Source organism: Gordonia sp. NPDC062954 (assembly GCF_044543825.1).
GTDB classification, from domain to species: domain Bacteria; phylum Actinomycetota; class Actinomycetes; order Mycobacteriales; family Mycobacteriaceae; genus Gordonia; species Gordonia tangerina.
This window is the reverse complement of the sequence record NZ_JBITWL010000022.1, coordinates 39,278-62,629: the sequence shown is the minus strand read 5'-3', so window position 1 is coordinate 62,629 and position 23,352 is coordinate 39,278. Positions and strand designations below refer to the sequence as shown.

Genomic DNA, 23,352 nt, shown 5'->3' with positions numbered 1-23,352 from the left:
CGCGGTGCAGGGCGATTTCCGGTTCACACCGGTAGCGTGGGGTTACGGCGCAAACACTCCATGAAGACACCATGAGAGAAGTGTTTGCCGGGGAGAGGAGTCAGCAATGACCGAATCTGACCGCCAGGGCGCCAGCGGCGCCGACCACCTCGGGTTCTCGGGTGCGCGAGACCACGGACCCGAACAGGACGGCACCGGCCAGATGCCCGAGGATAACTTCGTCCCTGCCTACACGGCCCCTCTGGCCCGTCCGGAATCGCTGCGCGGCGGCGCACGCCCCGGCACCGGCCGCCCTGCTGATGTGACCGAACTCCAGGAGCGGGTCGATAACCTGACCACCCGGAATGCGAAACTGCTCGACACGCTCAAGGAGGCGCGCCAGCAGTTGGTCGCGCTGCGCGAAGAGGTAGACCGGCTCGGCCAGCCGCCGAGCGGGTACGGCGTACTCCTCGAGATCTATCCCGACAGTACCGTCGACGTGTTCACCTCCGGCCGCAAGATGCGCCTGACGTGTTCACCGAACATCGAGGTCGAGACCCTGCACAAGGGTCAGACTCTTCGTCTCAACGAGGCCTTGACGATCGTCGAGGCCTGCGAGTTCGACTCCGTCGGCGAGATCAGCACGCTGCGCGAGGTCCTCGGCGACGGCCGCCGCGCGCTCGTGGTCGGACATGCCGACGAAGAACGAGTGGTATGGCTGGCCGAACCCCTCCTCGGCGAGGTCGACGGCGAGGACGGCAAGAAACGCACGTTGCGACCCGGTGATTCTCTGCTCATCGACACCAAGGCCGGGTTCGCCTTCGAACGGGTACCCAAGGCTGAGGTCGAGGACCTCGTGCTCGAAGAGGTGCCCGACGTCGGCTACGAGGACATCGGCGGCCTTGGCCGTCAAATCGAGCAGATCCGCGACGCCGTGGAGCTCCCGTTCCTGCACAAGGACCTGTTCCGCGACTACGCGCTGCGTCCTCCCAAGGGTGTCCTGCTCTACGGTCCGCCCGGATGCGGCAAGACGCTCATCGCCAAGGCGGTGGCCAACTCGCTGGCGAAAAAGATCGCACAGGTGCGCGGCGACGACGCCAAGGAGGCAAAGTCCTACTTCCTCAACATCAAGGGGCCCGAGCTGCTCAACAAGTTCGTCGGTGAGACCGAGCGACACATCCGCCTGATCTTCCAGCGTGCGCGGGAGAAGGCGTCTGAGGGCACCCCGGTGATCGTGTTCTTCGACGAGATGGACTCGATTTTCCGTACCCGCGGTTCGGGTGTGTCGTCCGACGTGGAGACAACCGTCGTCCCGCAGCTGCTCAGCGAGATCGACGGCGTCGAGGGACTCGAGAACGTCATCGTGATCGGTGCGTCCAACCGTGAGGACATGATCGACCCGGCCATCCTGCGTCCGGGCCGTCTCGACGTGAAGATCAAGATCGAACGTCCCGACGCGGAATCGGCGATGGACATCTTCTCGAAGTACCTCACCGAGCAATTGCCGGTGCACGCTGACGACCTCAACGAGTTCGGCGGCGACCGGACGGCATGCGTCAACGCGATGATCGAGAAGGTCGTCGAGCGGATGTACGCCGAAAGCGACGACAATCGGTTCTTGGAGGTCACCTACGCCAACGGCGACAAGGAGATCATGTACTTCAAGGACTTCAACTCCGGTGCGATGATCCAGAATGTCGTCGACCGGTCCAAGAAGTACGCGATCAAGTCGCAGCTCGACACCGGTGCGCCGGGTCTACGGGTGCAGCACCTGTTCGATTCGATCCTCGACGAGTTCGCCGAGAACGAGGATCTGCCGAACACCACCAACCCCGACGATTGGGCACGGATCTCGGGCAAGAAGGGGGAGCGGATCGTCTACATCCGTACCCTGGTCACCGGCAAGAGCGCGGGTGCCAGCCGCGCCATCGACACCGAGACCAACACCGGGCAGTACCTGTAGGTCACGGGCTCCTCAGAAATCGGGGCGGTCGCACCACTGGTGTGACCGCCCCGACCTCTGAGGTCCGTAGGCGGGTCAAGCAGGCTCGGGCAGCGAGCCGGAGCCGCTCCCCGGACCCACGTCCTCGGCCGTGCCCACGGGATAGCGCACCAACCCAAGTTCGGCATCGTCGGAAAGCTGCGGGTGGCGCGGGAGAACCCGTGCGGTATAGCCGTGGCGACCAGAACGCGTGGGCACCACGGTGGCCCGGAACAGCGTCCGGCCGGAGGGATCGGTCTCCGATGTCGGTGACATCTCCACCACCTCGGGGTCGATGATCTCGCCGTTGCCGTCGACCCGTCCGACCAGTGCCTGCACACACACCCGCTGCGGACTCAACTCGCCCAGCGCGACGTGTGCGGTGAAGGTGAGGTTGACCCGTTGCGGGCCGTCGGCGTCGAGCGAGTCCCCCGCACCGGATTCGTCGATGCCGGCGATCTGCACCGCAGGCCACGAGCGCTCGAGTTGGTGGCGATATTCGGCGAGATCGCGGGCCGGTGCGAAGTCATCGGCGCAGATGGATGCGAGTTGGTCGGCGGCCGGCACATAGAGTGCGGCGGTGTAGTCCCGGACCATCCGTCCGGCCTGCACCTGCGGGCCCAGCCGGGTGAGCGTGTGACGCACCATCTGGACCCATCGTTCGGGCACCCCACTCGCCGAGCGGTTGTAGAACAGCGGGATGACCGTCGCCTCGAGCAGTGTGTAGAGGGCCTCGGCCTCCAGGTCGTCGCGACGGTGATCGTCGGCAACACCCTCGGCCGACGGAATCGCCCAGCCGTTCTCCCCGTCGGCCATCTCATCCCACCAGCCGTCGAGGATCGACAGGTTCAACCCGCCGTTCATCGCCGATTTCATGCCGGATGTTCCGCACGCCTCCATCGGACGCACCGGATTGTTGAGCCACACGTCGCAACCGGCGTAGATGTCGCGGGCCATCGAAATGTCGTAGTCCGGCAGGAAAACGATGTGCGTGCGCAATTCGGGATCCTCGGTGAACCGCACGACCTGCTGGATCAGTGCCTTGCCGCCGTCGTCGGCCGGGTGTGCCTTTCCCGCGATGACGAGCTGGACCGGACGCTGCGGATCGGTCAGGATGCGGCGCATACGCTCGGGATCACGCAACATCAGCGTCAGGCGTTTGTAGGTGGCCGCGCGCCGAGCGAAACCGATCGTGAGTGCGTCGGTGTCGAAGAGTTCGGCCGTCCACCCGAGTTCGGCCTCGGTGAATCCGCGGCCTCGGGCGCTGTCGTGGGCGCGGCGTCGGACCTCCTCGACCAGACGCGTGCGCAACTCCGATCGCACCTGCCAGATGTTCTCGGGCGACATCGCCGCGATGGCCGCGGCCTGCCCGGCCTCGTCGTCGACCGCCAGATCGAGCCATGTCCGCGCCGTCCAGGTCGGTCCGTGCACACCGTTGGTGACCGAGCCGATCGGCACCTCGTCCGCGTCGAATCCCGGCCACAGGTCGGCGAACATCTCGCGACTGACCGCACCGTGCAACCGAGACACACCATTGCTGCGTTGGCCGAGTCGAAAACCCATGTGCGCCATGTTGAACACACCGGGGTCGGCCTCGTCGCCCAGATCGAGGACGGTGGCGACCGGCAGGCCGGGCAGCAGCCGCGACATCCCCGCGTCGTCGGCATCGAGGTAGTAGCGCACCATGTCGCGTGGGAAGCGGTCGATTCCGGCGGGCACCGGGGTGTGGGTGGTGAAGACGTTCGACGCCCGCACCACCGCCTCGGCGGTGTCGAAGTCCAGCGCTTCGGTCCCGGGGCGGCCGACCATTTCGCGGATGCGCTCCACACCCAAAAAGCCCGCATGGCCCTCGTTCATGTGGAACACGGCCGGCTCGGCCCGACCGGTGACGCGGACATACTCCCGCACGGCCCGAACACCACCGATGCCGAGCAGGATCTCCTGCTTGATCCGATGGTCCTGATCGCCACCGTAGAGGCGGTCGGTGATGCCGCGCAGTTCCTCGTCGTTGTCCGGTAGGTCGGAGTCGAGCAACAGCAGCGGGATCCGGCCCACGGTGGCGACCCAGATCCGGGCGGACAACTGCCGGCCACCCGGCATTGAGATCGTCACTATCACGGTCTCACCGGCATCGGTGAGCAGCTCCAATGGCAGTGAGGTCGGATCGTTGACCGGATACCGTTCGACCTGCCAGCCGTCATGGGACAGACTCTGGTGGAAGTACCCGGAGCGATAGAACAGACCGACCCCGGTCAGCGGTAAACCCAGGTCCGAGGCTGCTTTGAGGTGATCGCCGGCGAGGATGCCGAGGCCGCCGGAGTAGATCGGTAGTACCTCGGAGATGCCGAACTCCATCGAGAAGTAGGCGATCCCGGTCGCGGCCAGGTGCGCCGAGCCCAGTTCGTCGGTGGTGTCGCCGAACCATCGCGACCCGGCCAGATAGCTCTCGAGATCGTTGCGGACGGCGGTCAGGCGTTCCCGGAAGGCGGGGTCGGCGGCGAGCGCGGCGAATCGCTCCGGCTCGACATCTGCGAGTAGTCGCAGCGGGTCGCCGGTGGCGTCCCACAATGCTGGGTCGATGGTGGCGAACAGATCCTGGGTGGGTGCATGCCACACCCAGCGCAGATTGTGCGCCAGCACGGTGAGGTGGGTGAGTTCGGTGGGCAGCGGCACCCGAACGGTGAACCGGCGGAAGGCTTTCACCCCAGTAGACGCTACCCAGAGCAGGACGACGCTGCGACCGCTCACAGATGAACATCTAGGCTCGTAGCATGCAGCGAATCATCGGCACCGAGGTCGAGTACGGGATCTCCGCGCCCGGGGACCCGACCGCGAACCCGATCATGACGTCCACCCAGGCCGTGCTGGCCTATGCCGCGGCCGCGGGCGTGCCCCGCGCCAAGCGCACCCGATGGGATTACGAGGTGGAGTCGCCGCTGCGTGATGCCCGCGGGTTCGACCTCGGTCGCGGCAGCGGACCGGCGCCGATCATCGACGCCGACGAGATCGGCGCGGCGAACATGATCCTCACCAACGGCGCACGGCTCTACGTCGACCACGCTCACCCGGAGTACTCGGCACCAGAGGTGACCGATCCGATGGATGCGGTGATCTGGGACAAGGCCGGTGAGCGGGTCATGGAGGCGGCCGCACGCCATGTGGCGAGTGTGCCGGGTGCGCCACGCCTACAGCTCTACAAGAACAACATCGACGGCAAGGGCGCATCCTACGGGACCCACGAGAATTATCTGATGAACCGGGAGACGCCGTTCACCGCCGTCATCGCCGGACTGACGACATTCTTCGCCTCCCGGCAGATCATCTGCGGAGCCGGCCGCGTCGGCATCGGACAATCCGGCGATGAGGCGGGCTATCAGTTGTCGCAACGGTCGGACTACATCGAGGTCGAGGTCGGCCTGGAGACCACCCTCAAGCGCGGGATCATCAACACCCGCGACGAACCGCACGCCGATCCCGAACGCTACCGTCGGCTGCACGTCATCATCGGTGATGCGAACCTCGCAGAGACCGCGACCTACCTGAAGGTGGGAACCACCGCACTCGTCCTCGACCTCATCGAGGCCGGCGTCGACTTCTCCGACATCGAACTCGCGCGGCCGGTACAGGCGGTGCACACCATCTCCCACGACCCGAGCCTCGCCGCGACCGTCGCACTCACCGACGGCCGAGAGCTCACCGCGCTTGCCCTGCAGCGCGAGTACCTCGAGCGTTGTATGAAGTTCCACGAGTCCGAGCACAGCGACGACACCCGGGCCGCCCACGTGTTGGAGACCTGGGCCGACGTCCTCGATCGGCTCGAGCGCGACCCGATGGAATGTGCCGACATCCTGGACTGGCCCGCCAAGCTGCGGTTGCTGGAGGGCTTCCGGCAGCGTGAAGGCCTCGGGTGGTCCGCGCCACGTCTGCACCTGATCGACCTGCAGTACTCCGACGTGCGGCTCGACAAGGGCCTCTACAACCGGCTCGTCGCGCGCGGATCGATGAAGCGGTTGGTGGACGAGAGCGATGTCACCCGCGCCATCAGCGAACCACCGCAGAACACCCGTGCCTATTTTCGCGGCGAGTGTCTGCGCCGCTTCGGTGCCGACGTCGCCGCGGCGAGCTGGGATTCGGTCATCTTCGATCTGGGCGGCGACTCGCTGGTGCGTATTCCCACCCTCGAACCGTTGCGCGGCAGCCGGGCACACGTCGGCAGGTTGCTCGACTCGGTGGACTCGGCGGCCGAACTCGTCGATCAGTTGACCACCACCTGACCGGGCCCAGCGACTGCCCGCAGCGCGGCCGGTCGCTTCCACCCGCGGCGGCTCGCACACCGGTAGTGTGTGAAATACGCGGTTTTTCAGATCCGGTGACCCATAGCCGGATCGGCGCCCGTCAGGGTGGATCGGGCCGGATTCGCAGTTTGTGTGTCCGGCGAGATGAAGGAGGCAGCAGATGGCGCAGGAACAGACCAGGCGTGATGGCGGCGGCGACGACGGTGACGTCGGCTCGGACGGCAGCGCCGGTCAGGAACGCCGCGAGAAGCTCGCCGAGGACACCGACGACCTGCTCGACGAGATCGACGACGTGCTCGAGGAGAACGCCGAGGACTTCGTACGTGCCTACGTACAGAAGGGCGGCCAGTGAGCGATCGGTTCGGTTCACTGCACACCCACAACTCACCCGCACGACCCATCCCGGCCACCACATCGTCGTTGGGTGCCGACATCTCGTCGTTCACCGACTACCTGCGCAACCATGCGCCCGAGCAGTTGCCGCAGCATCGGTGGGACGGTATGAGCGCGCACGCCACAGATGAGATCCCGCACGGCACAACCATCGTCGCGGTGTCCTATCCCGGCGGCGTGGTGCTCGCCGGCGATCGTCGTGCCACCGCGGGCAACCTCATCGCCACCCGCGATGTGAAGAAGGTCTACATCACCGACGAGTACTCGGCGTGCGGTATCGCGGGCACCGCGGGAATCGCGATCGAGATGGTGCGGTTGTTCGCGGTCGAACTCGAACACTACGAGAAGATCGAGGGCGTCCCGCTGACCCTGGACGGAAAGGTCAGTCGGCTGGCATCGATGGTGCGGGGCAACCTCGGCGCCGCGATGCAGGGCCTGGCCGCCATTCCGCTGTTGGTGGGGTACGACATCGACCACGACGACCCCACCGAGCGTGGCCGGATCTTCTCCTTCGACGTCGCCGGTGACCGGCACGAGGAGTTCGGAGGCTATCAGGCCATCGGCTCTGGATCGGTATTCGCGAAGTCGTCGCTGAAGAAGCTCTACCGGCCCGACCTCGACACCGGTTCGGCGCTGGCGATCGCCATCGAGTCGCTATACGACGCCGCCGACGACGACTCGGCCACCGGTGGTCCGGACCTGGTGCGCAAGATCTTCCCGATGGCAGTCGTCGTGACCGCCGAGGGCGCGCGAGAGGTGGACACCGCCGAGATCGAGGCGGCGGCCCGCGTCATCATCGAACGGCGTGCCGCAGAGCATGAAGGGGGCTCGCGATGACGTTCCCGTATTACGCCAGTGCCGAACAGATCATGCGCGATCGGTCGGAGCTGGCGCGTAAAGGCATCGCCCGGGGCCGCAGCGTCATCGCCCTGACCTATGCCGACGGCGTGCTGTTCGTGGCCGAGAATCCGTCGAACACTCTGCGCAAGACCAGCGAGATCTACGATCGGATCGGTTTCGCCGCAGTCGGCAAGTACAACGAGTTCGAGAGCCTGCGCAAGGCCGGCATCCAGCTCGCCGACATGCGCGGATACAGCTACGACCGCGCCGATGTCACGGCACTGTCGTTGGCCAACACCTATGCCAACGCACTCGGCTCGGTGTTCACCGAACAGGCCAAGCCCTATGAGGTCGAACTGTGCGTGGCGGAGGTGGCCAAGTACGGCAAGCCGCGGCCGTCACAGCTGTATCGCATCTCCTACGACGGGTCCATCGCCGACGAGACGCGTTTTCTGGTGATGGGCGGTGCGAACGAGGCGATCACGGCCGCACTGCGCGAGAGTTACGCACCCGATCTGGACCTGCCGGCGGCGCTCGCGCTGGCGGTGGCTGCACTGACGACCCCACCGGCCACCAATGGATCCTCGACCGGATCGTCCACGTCGGCACCGTCGACTCCGCGCGAACTCGCCGCCACCGACCTCGAGGTCGCGATTCTCGATCGCAATCGGCCCCGCCGCGCATTCCGCCGACTCAGCGCAGCGGCCGTGGCCGAGCTGATGCCGTCCGCCACGACATCAGCGTCACCGTCGAACGAATCGGATGGCTCGGGGTCAGACGGCACGTCCGCTGCCGATGGTGACACATCGTCGAATCCGGATACCTGAGTCGAATACCGGCACATCACCGCAGACCCGGCCACGCGAGCACCCGTCGCGTCGCCGGGTCTGTGGCGTTGTTCGCGGGTAGGGTTGACCTGTGCAGCGTCGAATCATGGGTATCGAGACCGAATTCGGTGTCACGTGTACCTTCCATGGCCATCGCCGACTGAGCCCGGACGAGGTCGCCCGGTATCTGTTTCGGCGGGTCGTCTCGTGGGGTCGATCGTCCAACGTCTTCCTGCAGAACGGCGCGCGGCTCTACCTCGATGTCGGTTCGCATCCCGAGTACGCGACCGCCGAGTGTGACAGTCTCATCCAGCTGATCAACCATGATCGAGCCGGGGAACTCGTCCTCGAGGATCTGCTCGTCGACGCCGAGCAGCGGCTCGCCGATGAGGGGATCGGCGGTGACATCTACCTGTTCAAGAACAACACCGATTCGGCGGGCAATTCCTATGGCTGCCACGAGAACTATCTGGTGGTGCGCGCTGGCGAGTTCTCCCGGATCTCCGACGTCTTGCTGCCGTTCCTGGTGACCCGGCAGCTGATCTGCGGCGCCGGAAAGGTCCTGCAGACCCCCAAGGCGGCCACGTTCTGCCTGTCGCAGCGTGCCGAGCACATCTGGGAAGGAGTGTCGTCGGCGACCACCCGCTCGCGGCCCATCATCAACACGCGCGACGAACCGCATGCCGATGCCGAGAAGTATCGGCGTCTGCACGTCATCGTCGGCGACTCCAACATGTCGGAGATGACGACCCTGCTCAAGGTCGGCTCGGCGGCGCTGGTGCTGGAGATGATCGAGGCCGGCGTGGTGTTTCGTGACTTCGCCCTCGACAACCCGATCCGCGCCATCCGCGAGGTCAGCCACGATCCGACCGGGCGTCGGCCCGTGCGACTGGCCGGTGGCCGACAGGCCAGCGCCTTGGACATCCAGCGCGAGTACCACGCGCGTGCGGTCGAACACATGGCCAACCGTCGCCCGGACCCGGAGATGGATCAAGTCGTCGACCTGTGGGGGCGGATGCTCGACGCGGTGGAGAGCGGCGACTTCTCCACGGTGGACACCGAGGTCGACTGGGTGATCAAACGCAAGCTGTTCCAGCGGTACCAGGACCGCTACTCGATGGATCTCTCGGACCCGAAGATCGCCCAACTCGATCTGGCCTTCCACGACATCAAGCGTGGTCGGGGCGTGTTCGACGTGATGCTGCGCAAAGGCCTGATCGCGCGCGCGACCACCGACGAGGCGATCAAGACCGCGGTCAACGAACCGCCTCAGACCACCCGTGCCAAACTGCGCGGCGACTTCATCTCCGCGGCGCAGAAGGCCGGGCGGGATTTCACCGTGGACTGGGTCCATCTGAAACTCAACGACCAGGCACAGCGCACCGTCCTGTGCAAGGACCCATTCCGCAGTGTCGATGAGCGAGTCGATCGGCTGATCGCGTCCATGTGATCGTAAGCTGGCGGGGTGGCAACGCAGAAAGTCGAGCGCCTGCTCAATCTGGTGATCTGCCTGCTGTCGACACGCCAGTTCCTGACCGCCGACTACATCCGCCGACATGTCGCCGGTTACAACGACGATGGCCAGTCCGACGAGGCGTTCAACCGGATGTTCGAGCGGGACAAGAACCAGCTCCGGGATCTCGGGATACCGCTGATCACCGGCCGGGACCGGATGTCGGGCAACGCCGAGGGCTATCGCATCAACCGCGACGTCTACGAATTGCCCGACATCGAACTCGACCGCGCCGAGGCAGCGGTGGTGGCGATGGCGGCGGCGCTGTGGGAGGCCCCGGAGATCGCTGCGACCGCGCAGAACGCGGTCCTCAAGCTGCGCGCCGCCGGGCTCGATGTCCGCGCAGACGATGAACTGGTGGTTTCCGCCAGTCTCTCGCCCAAGACGGTCGGGTCGGAGGCCGCACTGGCAGCGTTGCTCGCCGCGATCGACGCTGCCACGGCGGTCACCTTCGATTACCGTCCCGGCGCTGCGGCATCGACGACCCGCCGCACGCTGGAACCGTGGGGCATCGTCACCCATCGCGGGCGGTGGTATGTCACCGGCCACGACCGTGACCGGCAGGACACCCGTACCTTTCGGCTGTCCCGGATCTCGGAGGTGACACCGACGGGGACGCACGGGGAGGTCGTGGTTCCGGACGGAACCGACATCCAGCAGATCGTGGCGACCGCCGTCGACTCCGCGGCGGGCGCCGACACCGGCACCGCGCGCATCTGGCTGGCCCACGACCGAGCCGCCGGACTGCGTCGGATCGCGACGCGCATCGAGTCCGAGTCACTCGACGGCGAGCCGGGAGATGTGGTCACCATCGAGATCCGGTCGCTGACCACGCTGGCCCGGATGGTGCTCGGCGCCGGGGCCGACGCCGTGGTCCTGTCGCCGCCGGAGTTGCGTGACACCGTGATCGGTGCGCTCGACCAGCTGAGCGGGGTGACCAGCCGATGACACCACGACCGGACCGACTGAGCCGCCTGCTCGCGTTGGTGCCCTACTTCGCGACCCGCGACGGGATCGCACTGGATCAGGCCGCTCGCGACCTGGGTATCTCGCAGACGCAACTCACCAAAGACCTCGAGTTGCTGTTCGTCTGTGGGTTGCCGGGCTACTTCCCACACCAGCTGATCGACCTGCAGTTCGAGCACGGCTTCGTCGACGTGATCTTCACCGCCGGGATGGATCGGCCGCTGCGCCTGACGAGCGCGGAGGCCAGCACCATGCTGGTCGCGCTGCAAGCGCTTCTCGATCTGCCGGGCGCGGTCGACCAGGAGGCCGCGCGACGCGCCATCGCCAAGATCGAGGCCGCCGTCGGTTCGTCGGACACCGCGGTGCGCATGCCTGCGGGATCCACAGACTCCGACAACCCGACATTTGCGAGCATCCGGGAAGCCGTGACGGCGCGGCGGGCCCTGCGGATCCGGTACTACTCGGCCACCCGGGACAGCGTCAGTGATCGCATCGTCGACCCGATCGGGCTGCAGACGATGGACAATCACACCTATCTCGAGGCGTGGTGCCGGATGAGTGAGGGTGTGCGCCTGTTCCGTTTCGACCGGGTCGACGAGGCCGAGAAGCTCGACGAACCGGCGTCACCTCCGGAGGAAGCGAAGGCCCACCCCCAACGCGCGGTGTTGTCGGAGAATCCCGACCTGCCCTCGGTGCAGATCGAGATCGACCCGGGCGAACTGTGGGTTCTGGACTACTACCTCATCGAGCCGTTGGAATCGCTCGAGACGCGGGTGGACCCGCAGGCACCTGTACGTGCCCGGCTGGTGTACGGGTCGCCGGAGTGGTTGACCCGGTTCCTACTCGGCTTCGGTGGCCGGGTGCGCGTGATCTCCGACTCGGCGATCGCCGATTCGGTCATCTCCTCAGCGGCCGCGGCCCGAGCACGGTATACCTAGGGGCGCCCGCTGGGCGCTGCCGTCGGGGTGGCTCGGGTAGCATTGGCAACGTCGGAATTCGGAGGTGGAGAATATGGGTGCTCTGTCCTGGTGGCACTGGGTGATCGTCCTGCTCGTCGTGGTGATCCTGTTCGGCTCCAAGAAGCTTCCCGACGCAGCTCGGGGACTGGGCCAGTCGCTGCGGATCTTCAAGAGCGAGGTCAAGGAAATGCAGAACGACGGCAAGGACTCCGCAGATGCGGGCGAGTCCGCCAATCGTGAACTGCCGCCCGGTGAAGCGTCGCCCACGTCGGCGCGGACCTCGACCGACGATGTCAAGAAATCTGCCTGATCATCTGTCGTCGACCTGAGGCCAGGCCCCCGCGTGCGCATTTCTCTGGACCCGAGGCGCCGTAAGCGCAAGGTCAATCCCGACGGCACGATGTCGTTGGTCGAACATCTCTACGAACTGCGGACCCGAGTGGTCATCTCGGCGATTGCGATCGTCGTGACAACCATCTTCGGGTTCGTCTGGTACACCCACGGCTTCCTCGGTATCCCGTCGCTGGGCGACCTGCTCCGCGGGCCCTACTGCGATCTGCCGCCGGAGTCGCGGGCAGTACTGACCGAAGACGACTCGTGCCGCCTGCTGGCCACAGGGCCGTTCGACCAGTTCATGCTGCGGCTCAAGGTTGCGCTCACCGCCGGAGTGGTGTTCGCGTGTCCGGTCTGGCTCTACCAGCTGTGGCAGTTCATCACCCCAGGTCTGCACTCGAATGAGCGGCGGTACGCGGTCGGCTTCGTCTCGAGCGCGGCCGTGCTGTTCGTCGGCGGTGCGGTGCTCGCTTATCTGGTGGTCGCCAAGGCGTTCCATTTCCTGCTCACGGTCGGCAACGACGTGCAGGTCACCGCGCTGGCCGGCGACCAGTACTTCAACTTCATGCTGCACTTGCTGATCATCTTCGGTGTCAGCTTCGAACTGCCGTTGCTGATCGTGGCGTTGAACATCATCGGTGTCCTCACCTACGAGAAGCTCAAGAGCTGGCGGCGTGGTCTGATCTTCGCACTCTTCGTGTTCTGCGCCATCGTCACGCCAGGTCAGGATCCGTTCACCATGCTGGCACTGGCGTTGGCGCTGACGGTGCTGATGGAACTGGCCATCCAATTCGCCCGGTTCAACGACCGGCGCCGCAAACGCTCCACACCCGATTGGGCGGCGATCCCCGACGATCAGGCCAGCCCGTTGCCCGCCACCGGACCATCGCCGATGGCGTCGCGACTCGACCGCACCACCACATCACCGACCGGTCACGGCGCATCGAAGAACGCACAGGCCCCGTCGGCGCGCACCTCCGTCCGTGAACGCGACACCTTCGACGACATCCTGTGACTCGACTCGACGAGTTCAGTGGGCGGTTGGCGTTCGCCCTCGACGATTTTCAGCAGCGTGCATGCGTGGCGCTCGAGGCCGGGCACGGCGTATTGGTGTGCGCCCCGACCGGCGCCGGCAAGACCATCGTCGGCGAGTTCGCCGTCCATCTTGCGCTCACCTCGGGCACGAAGTGTTTTTACACGACGCCCATCAAGGCGCTGTCCAATCAGAAGTACGCCGATCTGGTGGCGGTATACGGTTCGGACTCCGTGGGCCTGCTCACCGGCGACAACTCGATCAATCCGCATGCGCCGGTCGTGGTGATGACCACCGAGGTCGTGCGGAACATGATCTACGCGAACTCGCGGGCGCTGGACGGGCTGTCCTACGTCGTGATGGACGAGGTGCACTTTCTGGCCGACCGATTCCGTGGCGCGGTGTGGGAGGAGGTGATCCTGCATCTGGATCCGTCGGTCCGCGTGGTGAGCCTGTCGGCCACCGTGAGCAATGCCGAGGAGTTCGGCGACTGGATTCAGGCGGTGCGCGGCGACACCACGGTCATCGTCGACGAACATCGCCCGGTGCCGCTCTCACAACACATGCTGGTTGGCACCCGGATGTTCGACCTGTTCGAGCCAGCTCACCCGTCCGTCACCCGGTCGGCTGCAAAGAGGCCGGCCCGGCGGGAGGTCAATCCGGAACTGAAGCGCTACATCCGGCATCGGATGCTGCTTGCCGACGACTCCGACGGACGGTCCCGGGGTGGTGGCCGCCGCGGTGGCGGCCCGCGCGGCCACCGGCGCGGTGGTGCGCGCGGGCCGTCGCGACCGGACCTGGTGTCCAGGCTCGATCGCGAAGGGCTGCTGCCGGCCATCGGGTTCATCTTCTCGCGGGTGGGTTGCGACGCCGCGTTGACTCAGTGCCTGCGGTCGGGCATTCACCTGTTGACCCCCGATGAGGCGCAGACGGTGGACGCCGTCGTCGATCGTCACCTAGAAGAACTGTCGCCCACCGACGAGGAGATACTCGGCGTCGAGGAATGGCGTGCCGGACTGCGGCGCGGTTTCGCCGCGCACCACGCCGGACTGCTTCCGACCTTTCGGCATGCGGTCGAAGAACTCTTTGTGCACGGCTTGGTCAAGATGGTCTTCGCCACCGAAACGCTCGCGCTGGGCATCAACATGCCGGCCCGCACGGTGGTCCTCGAACGGCTGGTGAAGTTCAACGGCGAGGCGCACGTCGACCTGACTCCCGGCGAGTTCACCCAACTGACCGGGCGCGCCGGTCGCCGCGGGATCGACATCGAGGGACATGCCGTCGTGGTGTGGACGGCGGAAACGGTTCCGGATCAGGTCGCCGGCCTCGCCGGCGCGCGGACGTTCCCGTTGCGCAGTTCGTTCCAACCCGAGTACAACATGGCCGTCAACCTGTTGGGTCGTCTGGGACTCGCCGGATCGCGTGAACTGCTGAACCGATCGTTCGCCCAGTTCCAGGCCGATCGTTCGGTGGTGGGGCAGGCCCGCAAGGTCGATGACGCGCAGCGGCGACTGCGCAAACTGGATCTGGAATTGATCCGGGCCGCCGAGGACCGCGGCCTCGAGCCCGGTGGCGCACTCGCAGAAGACCCTTCGGGCAACGACGAGGATTTCGATGAGGCCGACGCGGCGGACGCGCAACCCTACGGCGGGTTTCTCGGGTATGTGCAACTGCGCGAGGACATCCGACGCCGCGAACGAGATCTCAAGTTCGAGCGGCGGGCCGCGCACAATCAGTCGACGGTCGCCGATCTCGCCGCGCTCAAACGGGGGCATGTGATCGGCCTGCACGGCGGGCGGCACCGAGGTATCGCAGTCGTCCTCGAACCGGCTGCCCAATCGGTGGATCCCAAACCGCTCGTCCTTGCGCAAGACGCCTGGTGTGGGCGAGTCGGCAGCCGCGATTTCGTCAATCCGCCCCAGGTCCTGGGGAACATGCGGCTACCCAAACACGTCGACCGTCGCACGGGGCGGGGCCGCCGCGATCTGGCGTCGGCGCTGCGCTCCACCGGGATCGAGATGCCGCGCGGTCGATCCAAGAAACGTGCTGCGGCTGCCGACGACCGCGAACTCGGCCGGCTTCGATCGACGCTGCGGGCACATCCGGCGCACCGTCTCGACGGGTCCGATGACCTCTTTCGGCTCGCCGAACGACGCAACCGGGTGGTCCGTGAGATCGTGTCTGCCGAACGGGTCATCACCGAGCGGACCTCGACCCTCGGTGTGCAGTTCGACCGCATCGTTGCCGTGCTGGCTGAACTCGGCTACATCGAGATCGCATCCGACCGGTCCGGCGCCGAGCAGGTGACCGTCACCGCATCCGGCGAATTGCTCAGCAGAATCTACAGCGAGAGTGACCTGCTGGTCGTCGAATGCATCCGGGCCGGGGTGTGGGATCGCTTGGCCCCGCACGAACTCGCGGCCGTGGTCGCCGCGATGGTGTTCGAGGCACGGCGGGAGAGCTTCGCAGGTGCCGACGCGATGCCCGGCAATGCGGCTTTGCGCCGTGCGCTCGCCGACACGGTCGACATCTGGCGGGCGCTGACGGCGCTGGAATCACGTCATCGGGTCGATGCGACGCGCGAACCCGACACCGGATTCTCTGTCGCGGTCTCATTGTGGGCGTCGGGTCGCACGCTGACCGAATCGTTGGCGGCGGCTGGTGAGCGCGGCCAACTGTTGTCACCGGGAGACTTCGTGCGATGGAATCGGCAGGTCGTCGATCTGTTGGAGCAGATCCGGCTCTGCGTCGGACCCGGCACCCGGCTCGCCGATTCGGCGCGAGCCGCGGTTGCCGGCATCCGTCGCGGCGTCGTGGCAGCCGAGCTGGGCTGAGTTCGGGGTCTTCGACGTCGCACGCCGCGCACATGGCGGGCCAGTTCACTGATCCCGCCCCCGGAGTGGGGTAACGTTCACGTCGCGGTCGTGAAGCGGGGCGGACCGTTCCGGCGCGGATCCGGTGAGCTGCGGGAACAGTGCTGCGGGAACACGGTTGCGGCCCGCTTCGGCGGACCGGTGTCCTGGCGTTGCGGTGCCCTTGTCGCGGGCGGAGCGGGAGATCGAACATGAGCGAGCCGAGCGATCCGAGTCGACCGGACCTACAGACGTCGGACCCCCACGGTCCGGTGTCCGATGACGCCACCGCCTCGGCTGCGCCAGACGGCCCCACGGCACCGGCACCGGCACCGGGCGCAGCGAACACCCCTGGTGGCCACGACGCCCCGGCGCAGGACGCCTCAGGAGCCCCCGGGACATACCCCCCCTACGGGGCAGGCGGCCAGACCGCACCTCCGGGTCAATACGGTGCTCCCCAGTACGGAAGTGAGCAGCCCGGCGGCCCGCAGTATGGGGGTCCGCAGTATGCCGCTCCGCAATACGGGGGTCCGCAGTACGGGGGCTCGCAGTATGGCGCACCACAGTACGGCAGCCCGCAGTACGGCGCACCCCAGTACGGGGGCTCGCAGTATGCCGCACCGCAGTACGGGGGCTCGCAGTATGGCGCACCCCAGTACGAGAGCCCGCAGTATGGCGCACCCCAGGCTGGAACCGTGCAGCCCGGCGGCCATGCGGGGTACCCGACCACCGCCGAACAGCCGACCCAGGCCGGCGGCCAGTTCGGGGGGGATCAGTTCAGTGCCATGGCCACTCCGCGCGCCAAGCACGGCCGGCGCACCGTCCTGCTCATCGGCGTTGGCGCCGTGGTGCTCATCGCCGCGATCCTGTTGTTCACGGCTTTCGTGATCCCCGGCTGGGCTCCCAAGACGATCTCGCAGGACGCCGTCCAGGACGGCGTCCGACAGGTGTTGACCGAGGACTATCAGGCCAGCGACGTATCTGCCGTCTCGTGTCCGTCGGGTCAGCTCGTCGAGGAGGGCAGTTCCTTCGACTGCACCGCGACGGTCGGCGGGCAGGAGCAGACCGTCACGGTCACATTCCTCGACGATGACGGGACATACGAGGTGTCGCGGCCCACGAACTGAACGGAATCCACATGGCCGACGGTACGATCCGTCGGCCCCGGTGGGGTTCGGCGAGATCTTCACGCCGGGCACTGTTCGCCTTCATGTCGCACGCGGCGTGGTCGGCCACCCGAGTGCCTTGGCCAACCTCGACACCGAGGCGCCGATGCCGAGTTCGTCGACGAGATCGGCCAGTCCGTTCGCGTCGGCCGGTTCGGTGGGCAGGCTGTCGGCACCGCTGTCGATGGTCTCCGCGTCGGTCCGCACCAGGACCACGGTCCGGGCGGCTCGGAGATACTCCGTCGCGGCCGTCAACGCCTTGCGATTTCGTGGCGTCAACGACGACGTCGAGTCGCCGACCGCGGCCTCCAGCGCATCGAGCGAACCGAACTCCGTGATGAGCTTTGCTGCGGTCTTCTCGCCGATCCCGCTGACCCCCGGGAGCCCATCGGACGGGTCTCCGCGCAGCATCGACATCTCGGCATAGGCCATACCCGCCCGATCGACGGGCAGGGAGTATTTCTCGGCCACCTCGACGGGGCCCATCATCTCCGCCTTCGACAGACCGCGTCCCACGTAGAGCACCCGAACCGCGACCGGGTCGTCGGCGACCACCTGCAACAGGTCGCGGTCACCGCTGACCACGACCACCGGATCCACCGACTCGTCGTAGGCGAGGGTGCCGATCACATCGTCGGCCTCACAACCGAGCGCCCCCGAGGTCGCGATGCCGGCGCAGCGCAGTACGTCGAGAATCATGTCGACCTGCGGTGTGAGGGTGTCTGGGACCTCTTCGATGTCGACGGTTCGCTCACCGGTGGGCCCGCCTTCGGTTGCATCCGCGGTGGGCGGCGCCTCCTCGGCGACCCGGTGCGCCTTGTAGGACGGGATCAGGTCGGTCCGGAACGCCGGACGCCAATCCAGATCCAGACACACCACGAGCCGTGTGGGTTGCTCCCGCGTGACCAGCGCGGCGATGGTGTCCACGAATCCGCGGACGGCGTTCACCGGCCTGCCATCGGGTGACGTCATCTTCTCCGGCAGGGCGAAGTAGGACCGGAACCACAGACTCGCGCCGTCGAGCAGCATCAGAGATCCAGACATACTCCAACTCTGTCATGGTCGGATGCGCCGTGGCCCGGCATGCGTGACGTGACACCGACCGGCGCCGGTAGGCTGCGCCCATGGCCTACCGCTTTGCTTCGGATGTGTACCGACACCGGCTCGATCGCGCCCGCACCCTCACCCGGGCCGCCGGTCTCGATGCGCTGGTCGTGTCCACCGGACCGGATCTGCGCTACCTCACCGGTTCGCGCGCCGACACCTTCGAACGCCTCACCGCACTGGTGGTGCCGGCCGATGCGGACCCGCGACTCGTCGTCGCGCGACTCGAGTTGGCATCGGTGCGGGATTCGGCGCTGGCCGACCTCAACATCGAGATGGCAGCCTGGGTCGACGGCGAGGACCCCTATGCGATGGCTCTGGCGGGACTGCCCGCAGCCGCCCGCGTCGCGGTCTGCGACACCATGCCGGCATTGCATGTCGTGCCGATCGCCGCTCGCACCGGTGCCATACCCGCCCTGGCCACTGACGTGCTGCGAGAGCTGCGAATGACCAAGGACACCAGCGAGATCGACGCGTTGCGACACGCGGGCGCAGCCATCGACCGGGTGCACGCCCGCATGGGGGAGTGGCTCATTCCCGGGCGCACCGAACGCGCCGTGGCCGACGACATCCGCGCCGCGATCCTCGACGAGGGGCACAGCGAGGCGGCGTTCATCATCGTCGGTTCGGGGCCGCATGGCGCAGATCCGCACCACGAGTTCTCCGACCGGGTGATCGAGGGTGACGACATCGTGGTCATCGACATCGGCGGACCGGTCGACCCGGGCTACAACTCGGACTCCACCCGCACCTACTGTTTCCGCGCACCCGCCGCCGATGTGGCGGATGCGTATGCGGCGCTTCAGGAGGCCCAGCGCAAGGCTGTCGAGGCGGTGCGGCCCGGCGTCACCGCCGAGGCGATCGATGCCGTTGCCCGTGACCATCTGCGCGACCACGGTCTCGGCGACGCCTTCATTCACCGGACTGGCCACGGGATCGGGTTGTCGGTGCACGAGGAGCCGTACATCGTGCGCGGCAACGACATCGAACTGCGGGCCGGGATGGCGTTCAGCGTGGAGCCGGGAATCTACTTCGACGGACGCTGGGGAGCGCGCATCGAGGACATCGTCGTGGTGACCGAGGACGGCTGCGAACCGATGAACACCCGGCCGCACGACCTCCAGGTGCTGTGAGGCTCGCGAAAGCGGTCACATCACGCGAACATCCGCGAGGAGCCCAGCACCTTCGTCACCGTGATCTCGATGACCACGCGGCGCGGATTGGGCTTCGGCTCGCGATAGCGCTCGGCATAGCGTCGCTCGGCCTCCCGAACGCGATCCGGCTCGCGTCGAACCACCGCCTCGCCCTCCAACGTCAGCCAGCGCGGCCCTTCGATGTTGGTCACCGCGACCCGGCGGGTGCGTTCGACGTTGCGCACCTTCTGGTTGCCGTCGGAGGTGATGACGCGCGCCAGCCCGTGCTCGCCGTCCCAGGTGAACCCCACCGCCACCACATGCGGTGAACCGTCGGCGCGCAGCGTCGCCAACGTCGCGAGGTGACGTTCGGCGAGGAACTCGGTGGCGGCGATTCCCAGGTCTGCAGCGGAGCGGGTCATGGCTGCAACGCTAGCGGGCGATGCGATACTGACAGCCATGGCCCCGACTTCGACGCCCGCGACGATCGTCTTGTTCGGTGGCCGCAGTGAGATCGGGGTGGCGCTGGCCCGCGAACTCGGCGCCGGCCGGCAGGTCGTGCTCGCCGCCCGCCGCCCCGACGATCTAGAGCCCCAGACAGCGCAACTGCTCGCTGCCGGCGCCGCCGCCGTGCACACCGTCGCCTTCGACGCCGATGACACCGACGCGCATCCGGAGCTCGTCGGCGAGATCGCCGCCCGATACGGTCCCATCGAGGCCGCGATCATCGCGTTCGGCATTCTCGGAGATCAGGCACGTGCGGAGACCGACACCGCGCACGCGCTGCAGATCGCGCACACCGACTACTTCGCGCAGATCAGCGTGCTCACCCCCCTCGCTCAGGTGCTACGAGCGCAGGCCTCCGGGACGCTCATCGTGTTCTCGTCGGTCGCCGGAATCCGTACTCGCCGAGCCAACTACGTGTACGGATCCACCAAGGCGGGGCTCGACGGCTTCGCGAGCGGGCTGGCAGATGCGCTACACGGCAGCGGTGCCCGCCTGCTGTTGGCCCGGCCGGGCTTCGTCATCGGGGAGATGACCAAGGACTTGATGGCCGCCGGCGTCAAGCCGGCACCGTTCTCGGTCGACGCCGAACGGGTGGCCGTCGACGTCGCCCGCGCCTATCGGCGCGGCCGCGGGGAAGTGTGGATTCCGGCGATCCTGCGTCCGGTGTTCGTGGGCATGCGACTGTTGCCGCGCGCGATATGGCGGAGGCTGCCCCGGTGACCGGCACGTTTGTGGTGGTCGGCATCGGCGCCGACGGATGGGAGGGCCTCGGACGCCGCGCGCGCGACGAACTCGCCGGCGCCGAGATCATCATCGGGTCGCACCGACAGCTGGACCTGTTACCCGACCTGCCGGCGCGTACCGAGGCGTGGACATCGCCGATGAGCACCCACCTGAACCGGTTGATCACCGACGAAGACGACGGTGTGCGGCATATCCTGGCCAGCGGCGATCCGATGTTTCACGGCGTGGGCACCACCCTCGTGCGCGCTGTCGGCTCCGATCGTGTCCGGGTGCTGCCCACGGTGTCGAGTGCCGCGCTCGCCTGCGCACGGCTGGGCTGGGATCTGACCGACGTGCAGGTGGTCAGCCTCGTCACCCACGACGTGGCGACCCTGAGCGCCGAACTCGACGACGATCGAGAACTACTCATCCTCAGCCGAGACGACACCACCCCGCACGAGGTGGCGAAACTGTTGACCGCCAACGGCTTCGGCTGGTCATCGATGACAGTTCTGGAGCAGCTCGGCGGACCCGACGAGCGAGTCATGCGTGGCGTCGCCCGCACGTGGGTCGAACCGCCCGGAGATCGCCTGAACATCATCGCGATCGGCTGCGTCGGCCCCCACCGGTCGCGGGCTCCCGGGCGACCCGACGACGGCTACGACCACGACGGTCAGATCACCAAACAACCCATCCGCGCCCTCACCGTCTCGGCCCTCGCACCCAGTCGGCGACAACTGCTGTGGGATATCGGTTCAGGGTCGGGCAGCGTGGCCATCGAATGGCTCAGGGCCGAACCGACCGGGCGAGCGATGGCCTTCGAGATCGATGCCGAACGCCGACAGCGACTTCACGACAACGCCGTCCGGCACGGTGTGCACGAGCGGCTCACGGTCCGTGGTGCCGCGCCATCGGACTGCGCCACCGCCCCGGAGCCCGATGCCGTCTTCATCGGCGGCGGACTCGACGACGACCTGCTCACCGCAGTGTGGGAACTGGCCCCGAGCGGGGGGCGGCTCGTCGCCAATGCTGTGACGCTGGAAAATCAAACGCTGCTCACCGAATGGTATGCGCGACATGGTGGATCGCTGCGACGCCACATGGTGGAGACGGCCGCGGCACTGGGCTCGATGACCACCTGGCGGCCCGCCCTGCCGATCGTGCAGTGGGTGGTGGACCGCCCGTGACCCTCTACGTCATCGGCGCCGGTCCCGGCGCCGCCGATCTCATCACGGTCCGCGGCGCGGAAGTCCTCGGCCGGTGTCAGACCTGCCTGTATGCCGGTTCGTTGGTCCCCACCGAACTGCTCGACCGGTGCCCACCGGGCGCCGACCTCATCGACACCGCACGAATGCCCCTGTCACAGATCGTGTCCCACATCGTCGACGCGCACACAGCCGGTCACGACGTCGCCCGTCTACACTCCGGCGACCCGTCGTTGTATTCGGCGATGACCGAGCAGCGACGTGCGCTCGCCGCGCACCGGATACCCGTGGAGGTCGTGCCCGGCGTACCCGCTTTCGCCGCCGCCGCGGCAGCCCTCGACGCCGAACTCACCGTCCCAGGGGTGGGCCAGAGCCTGCTCATCACGCGGGTGTCGACATTGTCGACCGACATGCCACCGGGGGAGGAACTCGACCGCCTCGCGGCAACCGGCGTCACCCTGGCTCTGCATCTCGCCGCGCACCGTGCAACGGAGATCGCCGATATCCTGGCTGTCCACTACGGCAAGCACTGTCCCACGGCCACCGTGGCCTTCGCCAGCCGCCCGGACCAGCAGATCGTGCGGTGCCCGCTCGACGAGTTGCCGGATGCGCTGGCGGCCGCGGGGATCCGGCGGACCGCGGTGATCTTCGTCGGCAACATCCTCGACCCGGACTCGCAGCCTGGCCTCAGCGAGAGCTACCTCTACTCACAAGCCCGGATGACCAAGCTGCGCACCGATGGCTGACCGGCCCGTCCTGCTTCTGGGCGGGACCGCCGAGGCGCGTTCGCTCGCCGCGGACCTGCACGCCGCCGGCATCCCGGTCGTGAGTTCCCTGGCGGGTCGGGTGCGTGACCCGCGGCTTCCGGTCGGGCCGGTGCGGATCGGCGGGTTCGGCGGAGTCGAGGGGCTCGTCGGATGGCTACGTGAGCACGACGTCGCCGCCGTCGTCGATGCCACGCATCCGTTCGCCCGGACCATGTCCGAGCATGCGGCGGGTGCTGCCGAACAACTGGGCACACCGTTGCTGCGGCTGCGCCGGCCGGCATGGCAGCCATCCGAGAGTGACCGGTGGGAGCAGGTGGCCGACATCGGCGAAGCCGCACGCGCGGTCGCCGACCGCACAGTCGCCCATCTCGCGGGGGTGGACCCGTCTGGGATGGACTCGGCTGGGCGGCGTCTTCGGGTCTTGCTCACCACCGGACGTCAGGACGTGGGCGTATTCGCCGACAATGCCGACGCCTGGTTTCTCATCCGGGTGGTCGATCCGCCGACCTGCCCACTTCCGCCGCGCCATCAGATTGTCCGGTCGCGGGGCCCCTACGACCTGAGCGGCGAGCTGACGTTGTTGCGCGAGAATTCGATCGACGTCCTGGTCGCCAAGAACAGCGGAGGAGATCTGACCCGAGCGAAGCTCACCGCGGCCGCCGAGCTCGGTGTGCCGGTGGTGATGGTGCAGCGGCCACCCGAACCGGCTCTGGGCACCGCGGTGCACACTGCGGCGGCGGCCAAGGAGTGGATCGCGCACCTGAATGCATGATCCC

The 23,352-nt window shown here is 67.1% G+C and carries 20 protein-coding genes; 17 read left to right on the top strand and 3 right to left on the bottom strand.

The genetic code is table 11. From position 1 onward, the window contains the following. Positions 1-202 precede the first annotated feature (202 nt). Positions 203-1,942 (top strand): proteasome ATPase, encoded by a 1,740-nt coding sequence (gene arc, locus ACIGKQ_RS19170; RefSeq protein ID WP_372475167.1) that lies wholly within the window; start codon positions 203-205, stop codon positions 1,940-1,942. Positions 1,943-2,017: 75 nt separating this feature from the next. Here the strand turns inward: arc and glgP are convergent, their stop codons facing one another. After that, on the bottom strand, positions 2,018-4,663 hold the full coding sequence (gene glgP, locus ACIGKQ_RS19165; RefSeq protein ID WP_266063440.1) for an alpha-glucan family phosphorylase: 2,646 nt from the start codon (positions 4,661-4,663) through the stop codon (positions 2,018-2,020). A 68-nt stretch (positions 4,664-4,731) separates the two neighbouring features. On the opposite strand from glgP, the gene dop reads away from it, so the two are divergent. From dop to ACIGKQ_RS19110, 11 genes are all read left to right on the top strand, one after another. Then, positions 4,732-6,234: a depupylase/deamidase Dop gene (gene dop, locus ACIGKQ_RS19160; protein ID WP_235724820.1), complete on the top strand. Its 1,503-nt coding sequence runs from the start codon at positions 4,732-4,734 to the stop codon at positions 6,232-6,234. A 181-nt stretch (positions 6,235-6,415) separates the two neighbouring features. Continuing rightward, a complete protein-coding gene (locus ACIGKQ_RS19155; RefSeq protein ID WP_235724819.1) occupies positions 6,416-6,607 on the top strand; it encodes a ubiquitin-like protein Pup in 192 nt (63 codons plus the stop codon). After that, a complete protein-coding gene (gene prcB / locus ACIGKQ_RS19150) occupies positions 6,604-7,485 on the top strand; it encodes a proteasome subunit beta (RefSeq protein WP_235724817.1) in 882 nt (293 codons plus the stop codon). Before ACIGKQ_RS19155 ends, prcB begins: the two co-directional genes overlap by 4 nt. Then, a complete protein-coding gene (prcA, locus tag ACIGKQ_RS19145) occupies positions 7,482-8,315 on the top strand; it encodes a proteasome subunit alpha (RefSeq protein ID WP_266063441.1) in 834 nt (277 codons plus the stop codon). The genes prcB and prcA overlap by 4 nt, the downstream gene beginning before the upstream one ends. 91 nt (positions 8,316-8,406) lie before the next feature. Then, entirely contained in the window at positions 8,407-9,765 is a 1,359-nt protein-coding gene (gene pafA / locus ACIGKQ_RS19140; protein WP_235724813.1) for a Pup--protein ligase, read from the top strand. A gap of 15 nt (positions 9,766-9,780) precedes the next feature. Further along, entirely contained in the window at positions 9,781-10,776 is a 996-nt protein-coding gene (locus ACIGKQ_RS19135; protein WP_266063442.1) for a YafY family protein, read from the top strand. After that, a complete protein-coding gene (locus ACIGKQ_RS19130; protein WP_235724811.1) occupies positions 10,773-11,732 on the top strand; it encodes a YafY family protein in 960 nt (319 codons plus the stop codon). The genes ACIGKQ_RS19135 and ACIGKQ_RS19130 overlap by 4 nt, the downstream gene beginning before the upstream one ends. Positions 11,733-11,805: 73 nt before the next feature. Then, a complete protein-coding gene (tatA, locus tag ACIGKQ_RS19125) occupies positions 11,806-12,063 on the top strand; it encodes a Sec-independent protein translocase subunit TatA (RefSeq protein WP_266063443.1) in 258 nt (85 codons plus the stop codon). A 33-nt stretch (positions 12,064-12,096) separates the two neighbouring features. Beyond that, on the top strand, positions 12,097-13,101 hold the full coding sequence (gene tatC, locus ACIGKQ_RS19120; RefSeq protein WP_235724808.1) for a twin-arginine translocase subunit TatC: 1,005 nt from the start codon (positions 12,097-12,099) through the stop codon (positions 13,099-13,101). Continuing rightward, complete coding sequence (locus ACIGKQ_RS19115) at positions 13,098-15,953, top strand: RNA helicase (protein ID WP_266063444.1); 2,856 nt, start codon at positions 13,098-13,100, stop codon at positions 15,951-15,953. Before tatC ends, ACIGKQ_RS19115 begins: the two co-directional genes overlap by 4 nt. Positions 15,954-16,183: 230 nt before the next feature. Beyond that, the gene (locus tag ACIGKQ_RS19110) at positions 16,184-17,098 is read left to right on the top strand and encodes a DUF4333 domain-containing protein (RefSeq protein ID WP_235724806.1); all 915 of its coding nucleotides are present in this window, start codon (positions 16,184-16,186) and stop codon (positions 17,096-17,098) included. 81 nt (positions 17,099-17,179) lie between these two features. Here ACIGKQ_RS19110 and ACIGKQ_RS19105 read toward each other — a convergent pair whose 3' ends face one another. Continuing rightward, complete coding sequence (locus ACIGKQ_RS19105) at positions 17,180-18,166, bottom strand: 5'-3' exonuclease (protein WP_235724883.1); 987 nt, start codon at positions 18,164-18,166, stop codon at positions 17,180-17,182. Between the two features lie 95 nt (positions 18,167-18,261). On the opposite strand from ACIGKQ_RS19105, the gene ACIGKQ_RS19100 reads away from it, so the two are divergent. Beyond that, positions 18,262-19,374 carry a Xaa-Pro peptidase family protein gene (locus ACIGKQ_RS19100; RefSeq protein WP_235724805.1) on the top strand — a complete coding sequence of 371 codons (1,113 nt, stop codon included), beginning with the start codon at positions 18,262-18,264 and terminating at the stop codon, positions 19,372-19,374. Positions 19,375-19,394: 20 nt separating this feature from the next. Here ACIGKQ_RS19100 and ACIGKQ_RS19095 read toward each other — a convergent pair whose 3' ends face one another. Further along, on the bottom strand, positions 19,395-19,796 hold the full coding sequence (locus ACIGKQ_RS19095) for a PPOX class F420-dependent oxidoreductase (protein WP_235724804.1): 402 nt from the start codon (positions 19,794-19,796) through the stop codon (positions 19,395-19,397). A 37-nt stretch (positions 19,797-19,833) separates the two neighbouring features. Between ACIGKQ_RS19095 and ACIGKQ_RS19090 the strand changes: the two genes are divergently transcribed. The 4 genes from ACIGKQ_RS19090 to ACIGKQ_RS19075 are packed head-to-tail and all read left to right on the top strand — an operon-like array spanning position 19,834 to position 23,348. Next, positions 19,834-20,601, top strand: a complete 768-nt coding sequence (locus ACIGKQ_RS19090; RefSeq protein WP_235724802.1) for an SDR family NAD(P)-dependent oxidoreductase — start codon at positions 19,834-19,836, stop codon at positions 20,599-20,601. Next, positions 20,580-21,791, top strand: a complete 1,212-nt coding sequence (gene cbiE, locus ACIGKQ_RS19085; protein ID WP_235724801.1) for a precorrin-6y C5,15-methyltransferase (decarboxylating) subunit CbiE — start codon at positions 20,580-20,582, stop codon at positions 21,789-21,791. Before ACIGKQ_RS19090 ends, cbiE begins: the two co-directional genes overlap by 22 nt. Next, a complete protein-coding gene (locus tag ACIGKQ_RS19080) occupies positions 21,788-22,555 on the top strand; it encodes a cobalt-precorrin-4/precorrin-4 C(11)-methyltransferase (RefSeq protein WP_235724799.1) in 768 nt (255 codons plus the stop codon). Before cbiE ends, ACIGKQ_RS19080 begins: the two co-directional genes overlap by 4 nt. After that, positions 22,548-23,348 (top strand): cobalt-precorrin-6A reductase, encoded by an 801-nt coding sequence (locus tag ACIGKQ_RS19075; protein ID WP_235724798.1) that lies wholly within the window; start codon positions 22,548-22,550, stop codon positions 23,346-23,348. The genes ACIGKQ_RS19080 and ACIGKQ_RS19075 overlap by 8 nt, the downstream gene beginning before the upstream one ends. Positions 23,349-23,352 lie beyond the last annotated feature (4 nt).

Coding starts and splice junctions, on each gene's coding strand:
- arc (WP_372475167.1), top strand. CDS start 203: ATGCCCGAGGATAACTTCGTCCCTGCCTACACGGCCCCTCTGGCCCGT.
- cbiE (WP_235724801.1), top strand. CDS start 20,580: ATGGCGGAGGCTGCCCCGGTGACCGGCACGTTTGTGGTGGTCGGCATC.
- ACIGKQ_RS19090 (WP_235724802.1), top strand. CDS start 19,834: ATGGCCCCGACTTCGACGCCCGCGACGATCGTCTTGTTCGGTGGCCGC.
- ACIGKQ_RS19105 (WP_235724883.1), bottom strand. CDS start 18,166: ATGCTGCTCGACGGCGCGAGTCTGTGGTTCCGGTCCTACTTCGCCCTG.
- ACIGKQ_RS19110 (WP_235724806.1), top strand. CDS start 16,184: ATGAGCGAGCCGAGCGATCCGAGTCGACCGGACCTACAGACGTCGGAC.
- prcA (WP_266063441.1), top strand. CDS start 7,482: ATGACGTTCCCGTATTACGCCAGTGCCGAACAGATCATGCGCGATCGG.
- dop (WP_235724820.1), top strand. CDS start 4,732: ATGCAGCGAATCATCGGCACCGAGGTCGAGTACGGGATCTCCGCGCCC.
- ACIGKQ_RS19075 (WP_235724798.1), top strand. CDS start 22,548: ATGGCTGACCGGCCCGTCCTGCTTCTGGGCGGGACCGCCGAGGCGCGT.
- ACIGKQ_RS19100 (WP_235724805.1), top strand. CDS start 18,262: ATGGCCTACCGCTTTGCTTCGGATGTGTACCGACACCGGCTCGATCGC.
- tatA (WP_266063443.1), top strand. CDS start 11,806: ATGGGTGCTCTGTCCTGGTGGCACTGGGTGATCGTCCTGCTCGTCGTG.
- ACIGKQ_RS19130 (WP_235724811.1), top strand. CDS start 10,773: ATGACACCACGACCGGACCGACTGAGCCGCCTGCTCGCGTTGGTGCCC.
- ACIGKQ_RS19095 (WP_235724804.1), bottom strand. CDS start 19,796: ATGACCCGCTCCGCTGCAGACCTGGGAATCGCCGCCACCGAGTTCCTC.
- ACIGKQ_RS19155 (WP_235724819.1), top strand. CDS start 6,416: ATGGCGCAGGAACAGACCAGGCGTGATGGCGGCGGCGACGACGGTGAC.